Consider the following 16676-nt stretch of genomic DNA (forward strand, 5'->3'; position numbering starts at 1 on the left):
TATGTGTTTTATGCCTCTGGCCCTTGTTGAATAAGCGATGGCTGCTACAGAATTATTGGTGAGCGAAACGCTCGCGCCGACCTATTGGGCTGACGCCTGCAAACACCTGATGAAAAAGGACCGCGTCATGAAGCGGTTGATTCCTCAGTTTGGACAGCACTGTCTGCAAAGTCGGGGAGATGCTTTTGTCACGCTGGCGCGCAGTGTGGTCGGGCAGCAGATTTCGGTCAAGGCAGCGCAGACCGTGTGGGACCGTTTTGCCGCGTTGTCCGAGCACATCACACCGGCGCAGGTGCTCAAACTCAAGATCGACGACATGCGTGCCGCCGGCCTGAGTGCGCGCAAGGTGGAGTACATCGTCGACCTGGCCTTGCACTTTGACAATGGTGCGGTGCATGTGGACGCCTGGACCGGCATGGACGACGAGGCCATCATTGCTGAGCTGGTCGCCATCCGTGGTATTGGCCGCTGGACTGCCGAGATGTTTTTGATCTTTCACCTGATGCGTCCCAACGTGTTGCCGCTGGACGATGTGGGCCTGATCAATGGCATCAGCAAGTGTTATTTTTCGGGTGATGTGGTCAGCCGCAGCGACGCACGCGAGGTGGCGCTGGCCTGGGCGCCATACCGCACCGTGGCCACTTGGTATATTTGGCGCTCGTTGGACCCCCTGCCGGTCACTTACTGAGCGGCCTTAAAATAGGCCGTTGTTTTTCCTGATGAGCCCAAGCCGGTGCGCCGGATGGCAGCCATCCCAACAGATGACATGGAGCTTTTGTGGCTAAAAAAACATTCCTGGATTTTGAGACCCCGATTGCCGAGCTGGAAAACAAGATCGAAGAGCTGCGTTATGTGCAGACCGAGTCAGCGGTGGACATTTCGGCCGAAATCACCCAGCTGGCCAAGAAGAGTCAACAACTCACCAAAGACATCTACAGCGACCTGACGCCCTGGCAGATCACCAAGATCGCCCGCCACGCCGAGCGCCCGTACGCGCAGGATTACATCAACGAGATATTCACCCATTTTGTTGAACTGCATGGTGACCGGCACTTTGCCGATGACCTCAGCATCATCGGCGGGCTGGCGCGTTTTAATGGCACACCCTGTATGGTGATTGGCCAGCAAAAAGGCCGCGACACCAAGGAGCGTGGCCTGCGCAACTTCGGCATGAGCAAACCCGAGGGTTACCGCAAGGCCTTGCGGCTGATGAAAACCGCAGAAAAGTTCAAGCTGCCGGTGTTCACCTTTGTCGACACCCCCGGCGCCTACCCCGGCATTGATGCTGAAGAGCGTGGTCAGTCCGAGGCCATTGGCCGCAACATCTTCGAAATGGCGCAGCTGGAGGTGCCGATCATCGTCACCATCATCGGAGAAGGTGGCTCGGGTGGTGCGCTGGCGATCTCGGTGGGTGACCAGGTGCTGATGCTGCAGTACTCGATTTATTCGGTGATCAGCCCCGAAGGTTGCGCCTCCATCCTCTGGAAAACCTCCGAGAAGGCGCAGGACGCGGCCGACGCGCTGGGCATCACCGCACACCGCCTCAAAGCCCTGGGTGTGATCGACAAAATTGTCAACGAGCCGGTCGGTGGCGCGCACCGAGACACCAAACAGATGGCGACTTTCCTCAAGCGTGCCCTGACCGACGCGTATCGCCAGCTCAGCGACCTCAAGACACCCGAGCTGCTGCAGCGCCGTTTTGACCGGCTGCAGAGTTATGGCCGGTTTACCGACATCAAGCCCGGCAAATAAGCCGGTGCTGGGTATCGCCCCGGACCAGCACCGGGGCCCACGGCTGGCACCCACGGTGGTCACCAAGCCTGACGTCTTCCATTTGTTGCCCAACCCATGACCTGCTCTTTTGAGCAAGCGATGGCGGCTTTTGAGCCGACCTTGCCGCTGGTGGTGGGCTACAGCGGTGGTGCGGATTCCACAGCCTTGTTGCTGGCCTGCGCCCAGAAATGGCCGGGGCAGGTCAGCGCAGTGCATGTCCACCACGGCCTGCAGGCGGCTGCGGACGATTTCGAAGCCCATTGCCGACAGGTGTGTGCCGCACTCAATGTGCCGCTGACGGTGCAAAAAGTGCAGGCCCAGCCGCTGCCCGGGCAAAGCCCTGAGGACGCCGCCCGCCGCCACCGTTACAAGGCTTTTGAGGCTCTGGCCCTTATGAATCAAGGGCAGGTAGCTATGCCATCCATAGCGATCGCACACCACGCGGACGACCAGATCGAGACCTTGCTGCTGGCCCTTAGCCGGGGCGCCGGGCTACCGGGTTTGAGTGCCATGCCGACCACCTGGACACGTGCAGGCATCTCCTACCACCGCCCCTTGTTACGGGTGAGTGGCGCCGAGGTGCGGCGCTGGGTGGCCGGGCAGGGGGCGGCTTTTGTGACCGACCCCAGCAATGTCGACGAGCGCTATACCCGCAACCGCATCCGGGCGCGTGTGTTGCCAGCCTTGGAGGCCTGTTTCCCCCAGTTTCGTGACACCTTTGCGCGCAGCGCCGCGCATGCCGCCCAAGCCCAGGCTTTGCTGCTGGAGGTGGCGGCACAAGATTTGGCCCAGATGGGTGTGCCACCGCGCATCAAGGCTTTGCAGCTTATGAGTCGGCCCCGGCTGGCCAATGTGCTGCGGCACTGGCTGTTGAGTTGCCACCAGACCACGGCCAGCGCCGCCCAGCTCGACGAACTGATGCATCAGATTGGCGCGTGCCAGACCCGTGGTCATGCGCTGCGTCTGAAGGTTGGCACGGGCTTGTGTGAGCGGCGTGGCCCAAAGCTGCATTGGTACAATCCCTGAGTTTTTAACGCCTCTCACACCCCAACATGTCCTTGATTGTTCATAAATACGGCGGCACGTCGATGGGCTCGACCGAGCGCATCAGCAATGTCGCCAAACGCGTTGCCAAATGGGCACGCGCCGGTCACCAGATGGTGGTCGTGCCCAGCGCCATGAGTGGCGAAACCAACCGTCTGCTGGGTCTGGCCAAAGAGCTGGCCCCGTCCAGCCTGAGTGATGCCTACTACCGCGAGCTTGACATGCTGGCCGCCACCGGTGAGCAGGCCTCCAGCGCTTTGCTGGCGATTGCGCTGCAGGCGCAGGGGCTCGAATCGGTCAGCTACGCGGGTTGGCAGGTGCCGATCCGTACCAACAGCGCCTACACCAAGGCGCGGATTGAGTCGATTGACGACCAGCGTGTGCGCGCTGATCTGGCCGAAGGCAAGGTGGTGATCGTCACCGGCTTCCAAGGTCTGGACGACTTGGGCAACATCACCACCTTGGGTCGTGGTGGTTCGGACACCTCGGCGGTGGCTGTGGCCGCGGCGATGAAGGCCGACGAATGCCTGATCTACACCGATGTGGATGGTGTCTACACCACCGACCCGCGTGTGGTGCCCGAAGCCCGCCGCCTGCAGACCGTCAGCTTTGAAGAAATGCTGGAGATGGCCTCGATGGGCTCCAAGGTGCTGCAGATCCGTTCGGTCGAGTTCGCTGGCAAGTACAAGGTCAAGCTGCGGGTGCTGAGCAGTTTCACACCCTGGGATATCGATATTGTTGAAGAAGCCAAGTCTGGCACGCTGATTACTTTTGAGGAAGATGAAAACATGGAACAAGCCATTGTTTCCGGCATTGCGTTCACCCGTGATGAGACCAAAATTTCCGTGCTCGGTGTGCCCGACAAGCCCGGTGTGGCTTACCAGATCCTGGGCGCCGTGGCTGACGCCAATGTCGAAGTCGACATGATCATCCAGAACATCAGCAAGGACGGCAAAACCGATTTCAGCTTCACCGTGAACCATGGCGACTACGTCAAGACCATGGATCTGCTCAAAAACACCGTGGTGCCCAAACTCGGCGCGCAAGAGGTGGTGGGTGACACCAAGATCTGCAAGGTGTCGATTGTGGGCATCGGCATGCGCAGCCACGTGGGTGTGGCCAGCACCATGTTCCGCGTGCTGAGCGAAGAAGGCATCAACATCCAGATGATCTCCACCAGCGAGATCAAGACCTCGGTGGTGATCGACGAAAAGTACATGGAACTGGCCGTGAAAGCTTTGCACAAAGCTTTTGGTCTGGATCAGGCGCCTGTTCGTTAAAAACACCCCCAAGTCGTGACATAATCGCGGCTCTGAATTTCAGGAAACGTGACCGAGTGGCCGAAGGTGCTCCCCTGCTAAGGGAGTATGGGGTGTAGAGCCTCATCGAGGGTTCGAATCCCTCCGTTTCCGCCAAATCCTAAAAGCCACCCTTCGAAAGATGGGTGGCTTTTTTGTTGTCCCGCCAAGGAGCGTGCCCCATGCCAACCCGCCCAGTGCCCTCAAGCTTGCCACCGGACCCGGTGATTGACAGCTTTGTGGATGCCTTGTGGCTCGAAGATGGCTTGTCGAAAAACACCTTGATGGCGTACCGGCGAGACCTCACGCTGTTTTCAAGCTGGCTCGCTGCGCTTGGCCGCCAACTGGTACAGGTGACGCAGGATGACATCAACGCCTATTTTGCGGCCCGGCATGCCCACACCAAGGCCACCACGGCCAACCGGCGCCTGACGGTGTTGAAGCGGTTTTTCCATTGGGCCTTGCGCGAACATCTGGTCAGCGCTGACCCGACCATAAAAATGCTGTCGGCCAAACAGCACCTGCGCCTGCCCAAAACCCTGACCGAGTTTCAGGTGGAGGCTTTGCTGGCGGCGCCCGACGTGGCCACCGCCCAGGGCGTGCGTGACCGCAGCATGCTGGAGCTGATGTACGCCAGTGGCTTGCGGGTGAGTGAATTGGTCTCGCTGCGGGTCTTCAACATCAGCCTGAGTGACAACGTGCTGCGGGTGTTTGGCAAGGGCAACAAGGAGCGTCTGGTGCCTTTTGGTGAGGTGGCCAGCTTGTGGCTCCAGCGTTACTTGGCTCAAGCGCGTGGCGAGCTGCTGGCGGGGAACAGCACCGACGATCTGTTTGTGACCCACAAGGGGCCCACACCCGGCACCGCCATGAGCCGGGTGATGTTCTGGATGATGGTCAAAAAATATGCGTTGGCGGCGGGTATCAGCTCACCGATGTCGCCACACACCCTGCGCCACGCATTTGCCACCCATCTGCTCAACCACGGTGCGGATTTGCGCGCTGTGCAGATGCTGCTGGGGCATGCGGATATTTCCACCACCACCATCTACACCCATGTGGCGCGTGAGCGGCTGAAAGTGTTGCATGCGCAACACCATCCACGCGGCTAAGGCCGGGTGGATCAGGCGGTGAGGTTGTCGGACCAAGCCAGGGCCTGCAGGTGCGCCCAGTTCACCTGGTCTCCGGTCAAATGCAGGGAGATGGCGGTTTCTGCAAACAGGGTGTCGTCTGCGTTTTCACAGGCCAGGGTGAGTTGTAAAAACGGTGCGAGTACCCCCTTGTTGTGCAGCAGGGCGTCGGTCACCGACTGTGGCAGCGAAATCGATTCGAGCGCCTCTCGCATTGGCATGCCCAGCATGGTGTCAAGCAGCGAGAAAATGCCCACCACAAAGGCGTTGTCACATTCCTCAGGCGGCAACAGCTCTGCCGCCAGCAGTTCCATCAGGCGGCCGCGCACCACAGCGGCGTAACCCACTGCGGGTGTGGCACCAGCTGCACCCGAGGTGGTCATCAACAGGGCCGCCCAGCGGAACAGTTTTTTGAGGCCCAGCAACATCACCGCATGGCGGAACGAGGTGATCTCACAACTCAGACCAAACCCGGCCGAATTGATGAAACGCAGCAGGTTAAAAGACAGGGTCGGGTCGTGTTTGAACACCTCTTCGATCTCGGCCGTGCTGGCCTGGTTGCGCACCAGGTTGATCAAGTGAATGATCGCCGCCTGGGCCGGGCGGATGGTCTGGCCTTTGACCAGAATCGGGCGCGAAAACCAGTAGCCTTGAAACAACTTGGCGCCGGCCGACAGCGCCGCTTCATAGTCCTCCTGGGTTTCAATTTTTTCCACCACCAACTGGATGCCGGGATGTTCAGCCAGTCCTCGGACGATGGTTCTGAGTTGATCGGTGGAGACCCGGTTGTTTTCGACCTTGACAAACGATGCCAGCGGCAACCAGTTGGCATAAGCGGGTGACATCACGGTCTGGTCAAAAGCGAGCCGGAAGCCTCGCCGATGCACGTCGATCATGGTTTGCAGGAAGGTTTCAATGTCTTCTGGTTCCGACTGGTCTTCGGGCATGGGCGGCACTTCCAGTACAACGCGGTCCGGCTCGATCAGCTCGAGGTGGCCGCCCGCCAGGGTGCGGTGGGTGCAATTGATAAAAATGGTCTTGCTGGTGTTGCGCATTTCGCTGTCGGCGTTGGACAGCAGGTTGAACAACAGCGCGGCATCACTGGCGGCTGAATAGGTGTTGTTGGTCAGGGAACGGTCAAACAGCTCATAACCAAACACTGTGCGTTTGGCATCCAAAATGGGTTGTCGAGCAATCGCCATGGATGAACTGGTGTTTGGGTTGGTATCAGGTCGCTGGGGGGAGTCGGACATGGAAAAGCCTTAAAAAATTCGGGGGTCAGGCAGCCTGCGGTGTACCACACAACGCAGTCAGCTCGGCCTCAGTAAAACCGGCAGCACGCCGGGCAGAGAGATTGAAGGGGCCCTTGAGCACCGGTGCGGTATACCGCTGTGCCAACTGGGTGTAGGTCAGTACAGGGTCCAGGCCACGTTGGGCACACAGGGCAGCGTACCAGCGGTTGCCCGTGGCCACATGACCAATTTCGTCGCGCAGGATCACATCGAGGATGGCCGCAGCCGCTTGGTCACCCACCGATACCAGTTTGTTGCGAATGGCGGGTGTGACATCCAGCCCCCGTGCCTCCAAGGTGCGCGGCACCAGTGCCAGGCGGGCCAGCAGATCGTCCCGCGTTTTGGCTGCCATGTCCCATAGGCCATCGTGGGCAGGGAAATCGCCGTAGGCGTGGCCCAGAGACTGGAGGTGGGCTTCCAGCAATTGAAAGTGCAGCGCTTCTTCCACCGCCACCTGCCACCAGTCGCGGTAAAAGACCTCAGGCATGTCGGGAAAGCGCCAGACGATGTCGAGCGCCAGGTTGATCGCGTTGGCTTCAATGTGTGTCAGCGCGTGGATCAGGCTGGCACGGCCCTCGGCTGAACCCACCGCACGTTTAGTCAGGGCGTTGGGTTGAACCAACTGCGGGCGTGGCGGGCGTCCTGGCACACCGTCAGGTTCTGGCAGGTGAGCCCAGGTATCCACCGGCCAATCCTGTACCTTGAGGGCTCTCACTGCCTGGGCTTTGTCCTGTGTATCAGGCAGCAACAACAGCCGCAGGGCTTGGGCGCGCAAACACGCTCTCGATGCCTGCCCGTCAGCCAGAGGCTGTTTGGGCGAGCTGCCTTGGCATGGGTCCGTGCGGGGCAAAGTCATGGTGGGTTTCTCAATCCTACAATTCTAGGTAACAAAAACGTGAAAGAAACCTATGGCAATGTATGAAGTTGATGGCATCTGCCCCACGGTGGCCAAGTCTGCCTGGGTGGCCGACAGCGCCCAGGTCATGGGTGATGTGGTGCTGGCCGGCGATGTGAGTATCTGGTTTGGTGTGGTGGCGCGCGGCGACACCGCACCCATCCGCATTGGTGAGCGCAGCAACATCCAGGACTTGAGTGTGTTGCACGCCGATGTGGGCCAGCCCCTGACCATTGGTGCAGGTGTGACGGTGGGGCACAAGGCGGTGTTGCACGGCTGCACCGTGGGAGACAACAGCCTGATCGGCATCGGTGCGGTGGTGCTCAACGGTGCCAAAATTGGCCAGGGTTGCCTGGTCGGTGCCGGTGCGCTTGTGACCGAAGGCAAGGTATTTCCAGATGGCTCTATGATCCTGGGCAGCCCGGCCAGAGTGGTGCGTAACCTCTCCCCCGAGCAGTTGCAGGGCTTGCGCCAAAGTGCGGACCACTATGTGGCCAATGCCCGGCGCTTTCAAGCCAGCTTGCACAAAATCGCCTGATTTTTCTAGGAACCCAACTTGTCTGAAATTCATAAATTCCTGTTCGATGGCCTGCCCGTGCGCGGTGTTCTGGTGCGCCTGACCGATGCCTGGCGCGAGATTCTGAGCCGCCGTGCCGCCAACACCACCCACGGGGCCTACCCGCAGCCCTTGCAAAACCTGCTGGGTGAAATGACGGCCGCTGCGGTGTTGATGCAGTCCAACATCAAGTTTGATGGGGCTTTGGTACTCCAGATTTTTGGTGATGGCCCGGTCAAACTGGCGGTGGTGGAGGTGCAGCCCGACCTGGGTTTACGCGCAACAGCCACACTCAATGGCACCTTGGATGCCGAGGCTAGCCTCAGCCAGATGGTGAATGTGGACAACCAGGGCCGGTGTGCCATCACGCTGGACCCGCAAAACCGCCAACCCGGCCAGCAGCCCTACCAAGGGGTCGTGCCCTTGTTTGGTGACCAGCATGAAAAGCTGGACAAGCTCAGTGATGTGTTGCAGCACTACATGCTGCAAAGCGAGCAGCTGGACACCACCCTGGTGCTGGCCGCTGACGACCAGGTGGCCGCCGGCCTGCTGATCCAGCGCCTGCCGATGCAGGGTGTGGGTAACCTGGCGGGCACGGCAGCACGGGCGCCCGAGGACGACATCGGCCTCAACGAGGACTACCAGCGTATCGCGATTCTGGCGTCCAGCCTCAAACGCGAAGAACTGCTGACGCTGGACGCAGACAGCATCCTGCACCGCCTGTTCTGGGACGAGAGTGTGCTGCGGTTCGAGCCTTTGGCCGGTGACAAGGGGCCGCGTTTTTCATGCACCTGCAGCCGTGAACGGGTCAGTCGTATGTTGTTGAGCCTGGGGGCGCCAGAGGTCGACAGCATCCTGCAGGAACGACCGGATGTGGAGGTGGGTTGTGATTATTGCGGCCAGCAATACCGCTTTGATGCGGTGGATGCCGCGCTGATTTTTCGCCAGCCGGAGCAGTTGCCGCCCAGCAGCCCCGAGGTGCAGTAAGCGCTGCCTTAGATCAGGCGGTTGTCCCGGTTCAGGGCCTCATCCAGCCGGGCCAGCAAGGCCCCCAGCTTCTCTGAGGGCTGGCTGGCTGGGTGGGCAGGTGTGCTCTCAGCGCCCGCCAGCGCCTGACGTGCGCTCTGGTCGGTCAAGTCAAATGCCAGGTTCAACGCTGCCAGCACCGCAATACGGTCACGGGCACGCACTTTGCCACCATCTCGGATCTTGCACATGGCGGTATCGACCCGCTCCACCGCATCCAGCAGGCGTGCATCACCGCCGTCGGGGCAGCCCAGCAGGTAACTCTGGCCCATGATCTGCACTTCCAGCTGCTTCATGCTTCACCCCGCGATGCGGCTGTCTTGAAGGCCGGTTTGACCGTGCTGCTGCCAGCCTCTTGCGGCAGGCGCTCCAGCAGTGCGTCCACACGGGCACGCGCCGCGCCCAGGCGTGATTTGAGCGAATCCCGCTCCTGGGTGAGTGTGTCAACCTGCTGGTTGAGCAGGGCATTGGTGCGCATGAGTTCTTCATAACGCACCAGCAGGCGTTCCACACGTTCGGTGATTTGGTCGATTTGGGTCAGGTCCGACATAGACGCGCATTGTAGGGTTTGCCGAGCCTGGCCGGGACCCCGCTGTGCCTTCAACAGAGACTGTCAGCGCTGGCCAGGGGGGTGTTGGCTCCGCAAGCCACGGCCAACGCTTCCTCCCGCTGCAAGTGTGCCACCAGCGTCTGCTGGTCGTCGCGTTGGCCCCAGCTGTCAAAGTAAAGCACGTCCTGGATCGGCAGACGTGGCAACCAGCCGGCGGTTTCCAGCTCCGGCTTGTCTTTAAAGTGGCTGACATAACCGACACACAGGTAGGCAATCGGTGTGATGTGCCGGGGAATGGCCAGCGCGTCTTGCAAGGCGGTTTCGTTGAAGATGCTGACCCAGCCCACCCCCAGGCCTTCGGCACGTGCCGCCAGCCACAGGTTTTGCACCGCACACACGCTGCTGTAGAGGTCCATCGTGGGGATGTGGGTGCGCCCGATCACCACCGGCCCGGTGCGGGTGCGGTCACAGGTGATGCAGATGCCCACGGGTGACTCCACAATGCCTTCGAGTTTGAGCGTCTGGTAGGTGGCGCGTTTGTTACCCTCAAACATTTGGGCGGCCTGATGGTGGGCCACCTCAAAAACATCGTGCACCCGGCGTTTGACCACGTCGGATTTCACCACCAGAAAATTCCATGGCTGCATGAAGCCCACTGATGGCGCGTGGTGCGCGGCGGTCAGCACACGGCTCAGCACCTCGTCGGGCACCGGTTTGGGTAAAAACTGGCCGCGCACATCGCGGCGTTTGTAGATGGCTTGGTAAACCGCCTCGCGGGCCTCATGGCTGAAGGCGTGCTGGTCTGGAGTGGCTGGTGCCGAAATAGATGTCATGACATTCCCCTGTCTGGTCAAACAAAAGCGCTGCCTGGCCGTGCAGCGTGTGATGTTTTTCAGGCCGGTCTTCTGACTTGGAATCATCTGAACCACGCACCTTCCCGGCTCGCGCCAGTGGCATAAACGTGGTTCATCATCCTTACAGCGTTGGGCACGTGGCGGACTTGCACCGCCTTCCCGATTCTCCCGAAACCTGGCGGTTGCGGGCACCTGAAGGCGGCGATCATAGCCGAGCGCCCAGTTAGAATTGCCCCGTTGGTGCTCGCGCTGTGGTTCACACAGAGCGGTTCAACGGGAAGCAGGAGGGGGCCGCTTGAACGAGCTCAACCTAACCTGCGCTGCCCCCGCAACGGTAAGTGGACGAACCTTTTCGGTTCTGCTGCCATCAAGGCCACTGGATGTCGTGACAGACATTTGGGAAGGTGATGGCGGTTGACTCCACCAGCCCGGATACCGGCCAACACGGTGGCTGCAGACTCTTAAAAAAGGTGTGCAACCGTGACGCCCATGCACTGTCGGGGACGACGGTGAGGGCACTTTGATGGTTCTTTTAACACTATGAAATTGATTGCTTCTTGTGTGCGCCGTGGCGCACCCGTGCGCCTGTGTTCGTCTGCTTTGGCCGTTTTGGCGGCTTTTCCTGTGCTGGCGCAAAGCCAGGCGCAAGGGACCTTGGATGAGGTGGTGGTGACGGCGACACGGGTGGCGCAACCCCTGAGTGATCTGGTGGCCGATGTCACCGTTGTTGACCGTGACCAGATTGAGCGTAGTGGTGCCACTGGTGTGGCCGATCTGTTGGCCCGTCTGCCTGGTCTGGAAATGGGCCGCAGTGGTGGTATCGGCGGGACGACCAGTGTCTTTCTGCGCGGAGGCAACACCCAGCACACAGCGGTTTACCTCGATGGGGTGCGCCTGGATGCACAGTCGGGCAGTGGGGGTGTGGCCTGGGAGAGCATTCCTTTGGCCCAAATTGACCGGATTGAAGTCTTGCGTGGTCCAGCCGGTGCGGTTTACGGCTCGGACGCGATCAACGGTGTGATTCAACTTTTCACCCGCAAGGGGGAAGGCCCGGCTACGCCTTACGTCGGCATGGGCGTCGGCAGTCATGGTTTGCGCAAGCTAGAGGCGGGAGTGAGTGGTGCCACTGGAGATATTGACTATTCCGTGGGCATGGCGCATGAAACCAGTGATGGCTTCAATGTTCAACCGTCGCGTTTGCGCAAACCTGCCGATGGCTTGCGCAACCCGGACCAAGACGGCTATGACAGCATCGCAGCCAACGCCAAGCTGGGTTTTCAATTGAGTCGCTCGCAGCGCCTGGAAGCGACTTTTCTTGCCAGTGATCTGGATTCCCAGTATGACGCAAATCCCCGGACGCCCAGGAATGATCTGAGCCTGCACCATTTGCGCACGATGGGCCTGAACTGGAAAGCCAGTTGGACGGAGGTCTTCAGCACCACGCTGAGCCTGACCGAGAGCCAAGAACGCTACGAAACCACGCCCGCCGCCTACCTGACCAACACCAAGTTGCGAGGTTACCTGTTGCAGAACGAATGGCGTGTCGGCCCTCATCTGATGACCGCCGTGTTGGAGCGTCGGGAAGATCAACTGGAGAACAGCTCCGTCGGCAATACCCGCAACCGAAGCCAGGATGGTGTGGCGCTGGGTTATGGATTTTCCCAGGCCGGTCACAGCCTTCAGCTGAACCTCAGACATGATGACGACAGTGGTTTTGGTGGCAAAAGCACGGGCAGCGCGGCCTATGGTTATGCGCTCACACCCAAACTTCGGGCAACCGCTTCCGCAGGAACAGCCTTTCGAGCGCCGACCTTGTACCAACGTTTCAGTGACTCCGGTGTCAGCGGTTTGCAGCCAGAAACCAGCCGCAATGTCGAGGCAGGTCTGCACTATGTAGATGGCGCAAGCCGCCTGAGTATGGTGGTCTACCAAAACGAGGTCAGCAACCTGATCAACTACGTCAACGGTGCGGGGGCGTGTGTGTCGCCTTACGGTTGTTATGCCAGTGTTGCCCGTGCCAAATACGAGGGCGTCACATTGTCTGGAACCTATGCATTAAAAGGAGTGAATCTGCGCGCCTCGGTGGATTTTCAGGATCCCAGAGACCTGGACACGGGCAAAGATCTGGCGCGCCGGGCTCGGCATCACCTGAGCTTGGGTGCTGACACCCAATGGACTGGTTGGCGGCTGGGGGCAGAGCTGCAAGCTTCTGGCAAACGCTTTGACGATACCGCTAACACCGCAGTGTTGGGTGGTTATACCGTGATCAATCTGTCTGCCAGCACACCGGTGGGGCGCGACCTGACCTTGCTGGCCCGCCTTGACAATCTGGCGGACAAGGACTATCAGACCGCCCGCAACTACGCCACGGACGGGCGCACCCTGTATGTTGGGCTGAAATGGGCCCCAATGTAGTTTGTTGGTCTTGAAAGCGCTTGTTATGTCCAGTTCATCCTGTCCCGCCATCCTCGTCGCCGCACCCGCCTCCGGCCAGGGCAAAACCACGGTGGTGTCGGCTTTGGCGCGCTTGCATGCGCGCCAAGGGCGGCGGGTGCGGGTGTTCAAGTGTGGGCCGGATTTTCTGGACCCCTATTGGCACGCGCTGGCCAGTGGCGCGCCGGTGTATCAGCTCGACTTGTGGATCAACGGCGAGGCCGATTGCCGCGCCCGGCTGGCCGCTGCGGCAGCGGACGCCGACCTGATCATTGTCGAAGGCGTGATGGGCCTGTTTGACGGTGACCCCAGCGCGGCCGATCTGGCCCAGCGGTTTGGCCTGCCGGTGCTGGCCGTGATTGACGCGGGTTCGATGGCGGGCACCTTTGGTGCGCTGGCTTTTGGCTTGCAAAACTACCGCCCCCATTTGCCCTGGGCCGGTGTGCTGGCCAACCGCGTGGCCAGTGAGCGCCATGCGCTGATGCTCAAAAGCAGCGTACGTGATCCTGAACAATGGCTGGGCGCGCTCATGCGCAATGCCGCCTTGCAACTGCCCGAGCGGCATCTGGGCCTGACCGTGGCCAGCGAGGTGGGTGACGCGTTGCAACGGCTTGATGCGGCTGCAGATGCGTTGGAGGCCACGCCGTTGGGCTGTATGACGCTATTGGATCTGAAGCAGTGGGCGGTTGAATTTGCGGCACCTTCGATGGTCGCGGACGGTTGGGTGGCCGAGTGTTCTGCGCAGGTAAAGGAGGAGCCCGCAAAGCGGGCGGGGGACACGCAGCAGAAGACTCGGCCACCCGGCCGTCCTACTTTGTTGGGCCAAACCATCGCGGTGGCGCGCGACGCCGCGTTTTGTTTTATCTACGCCGCCAACCTGGATTGCCTGTCTGATCTGGGGGCCGAGCTGGTGTTTTTTTCACCGCTGGCAGATGCTGCGCTGCCCGACTGTGACGCGTTGTGGATTCCCGGTGGTTACCCCGAGTTGCATGCGCAGACGATTGCGGCCAACACCGCTCTGCGTGACAGTCTGGCGGCCCACATCGCGGCGGGCAAACCGGTCTGGGCCGAATGTGGCGGCATGATGGCGCTGTTTGACACCTTGATCACCTCGGACGGCCAGCAGTATGCACAGTGGGGCTTGCTGCCGGGCACCGTGACCATGCACAAACGTTTGGCGGCGCTTGGGCCGCAGCAGCTCAAGTTGCCGAGCGGCACGCTGCGTGGCCACACTTTTCACTACTCCACCACCGAGACCTCGCTGCAGCCACTGGCCCGCACCGCCCGGCCCGATACCGACCCGCTGTCTGACGCGGGTGAGGCGCTGTGGCAGCTGGGCAGTGTGCGCGCGAGTTATTTCCACGCCTGGTTTGCGTCTTGCCCGGAAGCGACGGTGGAACTGTTTTCGCCGCCCGAAGGAGCAGTTTTGTGACAGGTCAAGCCACGTTGGCTCCACTGGCGCCCGCCTGGGCACAAGCGCCAGCGGGTCCGCAGCGCATCGTCTGCCTCACCGAAGAAACCACCGAGTGGCTTTACCTGCTGGGGCAGGAACACCGCATTGTGGGCATCTCGGGTTACACCGTGCGGCCAGCGCGGGCGCGCCAGGAGAAACCCCGCGTGAGCGCTTTCACCAGCGCCAAACTCGACAAGATCCTGGCCTTAGAACCTGACTGTGTGCTCGGGTTTTCCGACATGCAGGCCGACATTGCCAGCAGCCTGGTGCGCGCCGGGGTGCAGGTCACCATCTTCAACCAACGCAGTGTGGCGGGCATTGTCGACATGTTGTTCCAGCTGGCGGCGATGGTGGGCCAGGCTGACACGGGCCGTGGTTTGATACAAAAAATGCAGCAGGATCTGCTGGACATACAAGGGCTAGCGGCCAATTTGCCTCGCAGGCCCCGGGTGTTTTTTGAAGAGTGGGACGAACCGCACATCAGCGCCATCCAGTGGGTGTCCGAGTTGATCGGCATCGCTGGCGGTGACGACATCTTCCCGGAGCTGGCCACCCAGTCGCTGGGCAAACACCGCATCATTGCCGACGGGGACGAGATCGTGTCGCGCAACCCCGACATCATCATTGGCTCCTGGTGTGGCAAGAAGTTCCGCCCCGAAAACGTGGCGGCGCGTGTCGGCTGGGCTGAGGTAGCGGCGGTCAAGACCGGGCAGCTTTTCGAGGTCAAGTCGTGCGACATCTTGCAACCCGGCCCGGCCGCACTGACCGATGGTGTGGCGCAGTTGCATCGCATTTTCATGGATTGGAATCGTGTGTATGGATAAGGCCCTCACCATCGCTCGCAGCGAGCTGATCCTGGGCGGTCAGAAAAGTGGCAAAAGCCGCCGCGCCGAGTTGCTCGCGCGCGACTGGCTGGCGCAGAGCGGTGAGCACCGTGCCGTGATGCTGGCCACCGCCCAGCCCTGGGACGAGGAGATGCGCCAACGCATCCTGCGCCACCAGGCTGACCGTGCCGAGCGTGTGCCCGGCATGTCCACGGTGGAAGAACCCCTGAAACTGGCCGAAGCGATGGCGACCCACAGCCGCGCTGACACCCTGATCGTGGTCGACTGCCTGACCTTGTGGCTCACCAATACCATGATGCCCGCTGATGCCCCTCTGGCCACCGACACCGCCGTGGCCGAGGCCAGCCCGGCATCTGCCCAAGGTTTGATGAAAAATAGCCCTCAAGCCCTTATGCATCAAGGGCAGGTAGCTCTGCTTTTGGAATCGGTCCGGCAGGCGCCGGGTCCGCTGGTGCTGGTGGGCAACGAGATTGGTTTTGGGGTGATCCCGATGGGCCGCGAGGTGCGGGCGTTTGTGGACGCGCTGGGCATGCTCAATCAGGCGGTGGCTGGAGTTTGCCAGCGTGTCACCCTGATGGCGGCCGGGCTGCCCCTGACGTTGAAGGACGCTGCATGATGTTGAATTTTTGGCGCCGTTTCCCACGCGGGCTGATGGGCCTAGTGCTGCTGGCCTGCTGCGGCTTGGGTATGGCCCACGCGTATGAGGTCACCGACGACCGGGGTGTGACGGTGCGTTTTGCCCAGCCGCCACAACGTGTGGTCAGCCTGCTGCCCTCGCTGGCTGAGACCGTGTGTGAGCTGGGCCAGTGCGCCCGTCTGGTGGGCGTGGACCGCTACTCCAATTACCCGGTCAGCCTGCAAAGCCTGCCGCAAGTCGGTGGTGGGCTCGACCCGAACATCGAGGCCATCGTCGCCCTGCGCCCGGATGTGGTGTTGATGGCGGTGTCCTCGCGCGCCAGTGAACGCCTGCGTGCGCTGGGCCTCAAGGTGCTGGCCCTGGAGCCCAAAACCCATGCCGATGTGCAGCGTGTGGTGTTGAAGCTGGGCGAGGTTCTGGCGGTGCCCGATGCTGCCAAAGTCTGGCGCGCCATCGATGCCGGGGTATCGGCGGCGGCCCAGTCGGTGCCGGCCTCGGCCAAAGGCACGCGGGTGTATTTTGAGGTTAACCAGGGGCCGTTTGCGGCCGGTGAGTCTTCGTTCATTGGTGAAACCCTGACCCGCCTGGGGGCGAAAAACATTGTGCCGACCAAGCTCGGCCCGTTCCCCAAGCTCAACCCCGAGTTCATTGTGCGTGCCAACCCGGACCTGATCATGGTGGGGGTGCGCAACGCCGCTGGGCTGACGCAGCGCCCGGGCTGGCAAGGCATCCGTGCGGTGCGCGACAACCGGGTGTGTATTTTTGACGCCGAACAGGCCAACACCCTGGTGCGCCCGGGCCCCCGCATGGGGGAGGGCGCGCGGCTGATGGCGCAGTGTCTGAGTGACAAGGCGCCCAAGTTGGCGGCGGGGGCCAAGTCGTGAGGCAGAGCC

At 61.2% G+C, this 16676-nt stretch carries 17 protein-coding genes, 1 tRNA gene and 2 riboswitches; of the genes, 13 read left to right on the plus strand and 5 right to left on the minus strand.

What is annotated here, in order from left to right:
* The first annotated feature begins 37 nt into the window (after positions 1 to 37).
* From FDG13_RS11830 to xerD, 6 genes are all read left to right on the plus strand, one after another.
* Entirely contained in the window at positions 38 to 688 is a 651-nt protein-coding gene (locus tag FDG13_RS11830; protein WP_180127878.1) for a DNA-3-methyladenine glycosylase, read from the plus strand.
* Between the two features lie 89 nt (positions 689 to 777).
* Positions 778 to 1752, plus strand: a complete 975-nt coding sequence (locus FDG13_RS11835; RefSeq protein ID WP_180127880.1) for an acetyl-CoA carboxylase carboxyltransferase subunit alpha — start codon at positions 778 to 780, stop codon at positions 1750 to 1752.
* A gap of 96 nt (positions 1753 to 1848) precedes the next feature.
* Positions 1849 to 2799, plus strand: coding sequence for a tRNA lysidine(34) synthetase TilS (gene tilS / locus FDG13_RS11840; protein ID WP_180127882.1), 951 nt, complete (start codon positions 1849 to 1851; stop codon positions 2797 to 2799).
* Between the two features lie 26 nt (positions 2800 to 2825).
* Complete coding sequence (locus FDG13_RS11845; protein ID WP_180127884.1) at positions 2826 to 4097, plus strand: aspartate kinase; 1272 nt, start codon at positions 2826 to 2828, stop codon at positions 4095 to 4097.
* Positions 4098 to 4139: 42 nt separating this feature from the next.
* Positions 4140 to 4232 (plus strand) — tRNA-Ser (locus tag FDG13_RS11850).
* Positions 4233 to 4297: 65 nt separating this feature from the next.
* Positions 4298 to 5224, plus strand: a complete 927-nt coding sequence (gene xerD, locus FDG13_RS11855) for a site-specific tyrosine recombinase XerD (protein ID WP_180127886.1) — start codon at positions 4298 to 4300, stop codon at positions 5222 to 5224.
* Between the two features lie 11 nt (positions 5225 to 5235).
* On the opposite strand, the gene FDG13_RS11860 is transcribed toward xerD, so the two are convergent.
* Together FDG13_RS11860 and FDG13_RS11865 are read right to left on the minus strand one after the other, a co-directional pair.
* Entirely contained in the window at positions 5236 to 6444 is a 1209-nt protein-coding gene (locus tag FDG13_RS11860; protein ID WP_370528216.1) for an EAL and HDOD domain-containing protein, read from the minus strand.
* Between the two features lie 76 nt (positions 6445 to 6520).
* Positions 6521 to 7390, minus strand: coding sequence for a ferritin-like domain-containing protein (locus FDG13_RS11865; RefSeq protein ID WP_180127890.1), 870 nt, complete (start codon positions 7388 to 7390; stop codon positions 6521 to 6523).
* 52 nt (positions 7391 to 7442) lie between these two features.
* Here FDG13_RS11865 and FDG13_RS11870 point away from each other — a divergent pair, with 52 nt between their 5' ends.
* Both FDG13_RS11870 and FDG13_RS11875 read left to right on the plus strand, forming a co-directional pair.
* The gene (locus FDG13_RS11870) at positions 7443 to 7967 is read left to right on the plus strand and encodes a gamma carbonic anhydrase family protein (protein WP_180127892.1); all 525 of its coding nucleotides are present in this window, start codon (positions 7443 to 7445) and stop codon (positions 7965 to 7967) included.
* Between the two features lie 18 nt (positions 7968 to 7985).
* On the plus strand, positions 7986 to 8972 hold the full coding sequence (locus FDG13_RS11875) for an Hsp33 family molecular chaperone HslO (RefSeq protein ID WP_180127894.1): 987 nt from the start codon (positions 7986 to 7988) through the stop codon (positions 8970 to 8972).
* Between the two features lie 8 nt (positions 8973 to 8980).
* Here the strand turns inward: FDG13_RS11875 and FDG13_RS11880 are convergent, their stop codons facing one another.
* Genes FDG13_RS11880 through bluB form a run of 3 tightly spaced genes read right to left on the minus strand, consistent with a single transcriptional unit; the run spans position 8981 to position 10394 of the window.
* Positions 8981 to 9307, minus strand: coding sequence for a cell division protein ZapA (locus FDG13_RS11880; RefSeq protein WP_180127896.1), 327 nt, complete (start codon positions 9305 to 9307; stop codon positions 8981 to 8983).
* Positions 9304 to 9561: a DUF904 domain-containing protein gene (locus FDG13_RS11885; protein WP_078366174.1), complete on the minus strand. Its 258-nt coding sequence runs from the start codon at positions 9559 to 9561 to the stop codon at positions 9304 to 9306. The genes FDG13_RS11880 and FDG13_RS11885 overlap by 4 nt, the downstream gene beginning before the upstream one ends.
* A 50-nt stretch (positions 9562 to 9611) precedes the next feature.
* Positions 9612 to 10394, minus strand: a complete 783-nt coding sequence (bluB, locus tag FDG13_RS11890; protein ID WP_180127898.1) for a 5,6-dimethylbenzimidazole synthase — start codon at positions 10392 to 10394, stop codon at positions 9612 to 9614.
* Between the two features lie 44 nt (positions 10395 to 10438).
* Positions 10439 to 10626: riboswitch (cobalamin riboswitch) on the minus strand.
* 10 nt (positions 10627 to 10636) lie between these two features.
* Positions 10637 to 10874, plus strand: a riboswitch (cobalamin riboswitch).
* Positions 10875 to 10955: 81 nt separating this feature from the next.
* On the opposite strand from bluB, the gene FDG13_RS11895 reads away from it, so the two are divergent.
* The 5 genes from FDG13_RS11895 to FDG13_RS11915 are packed head-to-tail and all read left to right on the plus strand — an operon-like array spanning position 10956 to position 16667.
* Positions 10956 to 12830, plus strand: coding sequence for a TonB-dependent receptor domain-containing protein (locus FDG13_RS11895; protein WP_180127900.1), 1875 nt, complete (start codon positions 10956 to 10958; stop codon positions 12828 to 12830).
* Positions 12831 to 12855: 25 nt separating this feature from the next.
* Positions 12856 to 14280, plus strand: a complete 1425-nt coding sequence (locus FDG13_RS11900) for a cobyrinate a,c-diamide synthase (RefSeq protein ID WP_180127902.1) — start codon at positions 12856 to 12858, stop codon at positions 14278 to 14280.
* The gene (locus FDG13_RS11905; RefSeq protein WP_370528217.1) at positions 14277 to 15125 is read left to right on the plus strand and encodes an ABC transporter substrate-binding protein; all 849 of its coding nucleotides are present in this window, start codon (positions 14277 to 14279) and stop codon (positions 15123 to 15125) included. Before FDG13_RS11900 ends, FDG13_RS11905 begins: the two co-directional genes overlap by 4 nt.
* Positions 15118 to 15762, plus strand: a complete 645-nt coding sequence (locus FDG13_RS11910) for a bifunctional adenosylcobinamide kinase/adenosylcobinamide-phosphate guanylyltransferase (RefSeq protein WP_180127904.1) — start codon at positions 15118 to 15120, stop codon at positions 15760 to 15762. Before FDG13_RS11905 ends, FDG13_RS11910 begins: the two co-directional genes overlap by 8 nt.
* The gene (locus FDG13_RS11915) at positions 15762 to 16667 is read left to right on the plus strand and encodes an ABC transporter substrate-binding protein (protein ID WP_370528222.1); all 906 of its coding nucleotides are present in this window, start codon (positions 15762 to 15764) and stop codon (positions 16665 to 16667) included. The genes FDG13_RS11910 and FDG13_RS11915 overlap by 1 nt, the downstream gene beginning before the upstream one ends.
* Positions 16668 to 16676: the final 9 nt, after the last annotated feature.

The organism is Rhodoferax sp. BLA1 (genome assembly GCF_013416775.1).
In the GTDB taxonomy this organism is placed as follows: domain Bacteria; phylum Pseudomonadota; class Gammaproteobacteria; order Burkholderiales; family Burkholderiaceae_C; genus Rhodoferax.

Excerpts from the sequence above, each read along its gene's own strand:
- FDG13_RS11830 (WP_180127878.1), top strand. The coding sequence starts at position 38 with ATGGCTGCTACAGAATTATTGGTGAGCGAAACGCTCGCGCCGACCTAT.
- tilS (WP_180127882.1), top strand. The coding sequence starts at position 1,849 with ATGACCTGCTCTTTTGAGCAAGCGATGGCGGCTTTTGAGCCGACCTTG.
- FDG13_RS11845 (WP_180127884.1), top strand. The coding sequence starts at position 2,826 with ATGTCCTTGATTGTTCATAAATACGGCGGCACGTCGATGGGCTCGACC.
- xerD (WP_180127886.1), top strand. The coding sequence starts at position 4,298 with ATGCCAACCCGCCCAGTGCCCTCAAGCTTGCCACCGGACCCGGTGATT.
- FDG13_RS11860 (WP_370528216.1), bottom strand. The coding sequence starts at position 6,444 with ATGGCGATTGCTCGACAACCCATTTTGGATGCCAAACGCACAGTGTTT.
- FDG13_RS11865 (WP_180127890.1), bottom strand. The coding sequence starts at position 7,390 with ATGACTTTGCCCCGCACGGACCCATGCCAAGGCAGCTCGCCCAAACAG.
- FDG13_RS11870 (WP_180127892.1), top strand. The coding sequence starts at position 7,443 with ATGGCAATGTATGAAGTTGATGGCATCTGCCCCACGGTGGCCAAGTCT.
- FDG13_RS11880 (WP_180127896.1), bottom strand. The coding sequence starts at position 9,307 with ATGAAGCAGCTGGAAGTGCAGATCATGGGCCAGAGTTACCTGCTGGGC.
- FDG13_RS11885 (WP_078366174.1), bottom strand. The coding sequence starts at position 9,561 with ATGTCGGACCTGACCCAAATCGACCAAATCACCGAACGTGTGGAACGC.
- bluB (WP_180127898.1), bottom strand. The coding sequence starts at position 10,394 with ATGACATCTATTTCGGCACCAGCCACTCCAGACCAGCACGCCTTCAGC.
- FDG13_RS11895 (WP_180127900.1), top strand. The coding sequence starts at position 10,956 with ATGAAATTGATTGCTTCTTGTGTGCGCCGTGGCGCACCCGTGCGCCTG.
- FDG13_RS11900 (WP_180127902.1), top strand. The coding sequence starts at position 12,856 with ATGTCCAGTTCATCCTGTCCCGCCATCCTCGTCGCCGCACCCGCCTCC.
- FDG13_RS11910 (WP_180127904.1), top strand. The coding sequence starts at position 15,118 with ATGGATAAGGCCCTCACCATCGCTCGCAGCGAGCTGATCCTGGGCGGT.
- FDG13_RS11915 (WP_370528222.1), top strand. The coding sequence starts at position 15,762 with ATGTTGAATTTTTGGCGCCGTTTCCCACGCGGGCTGATGGGCCTAGTG.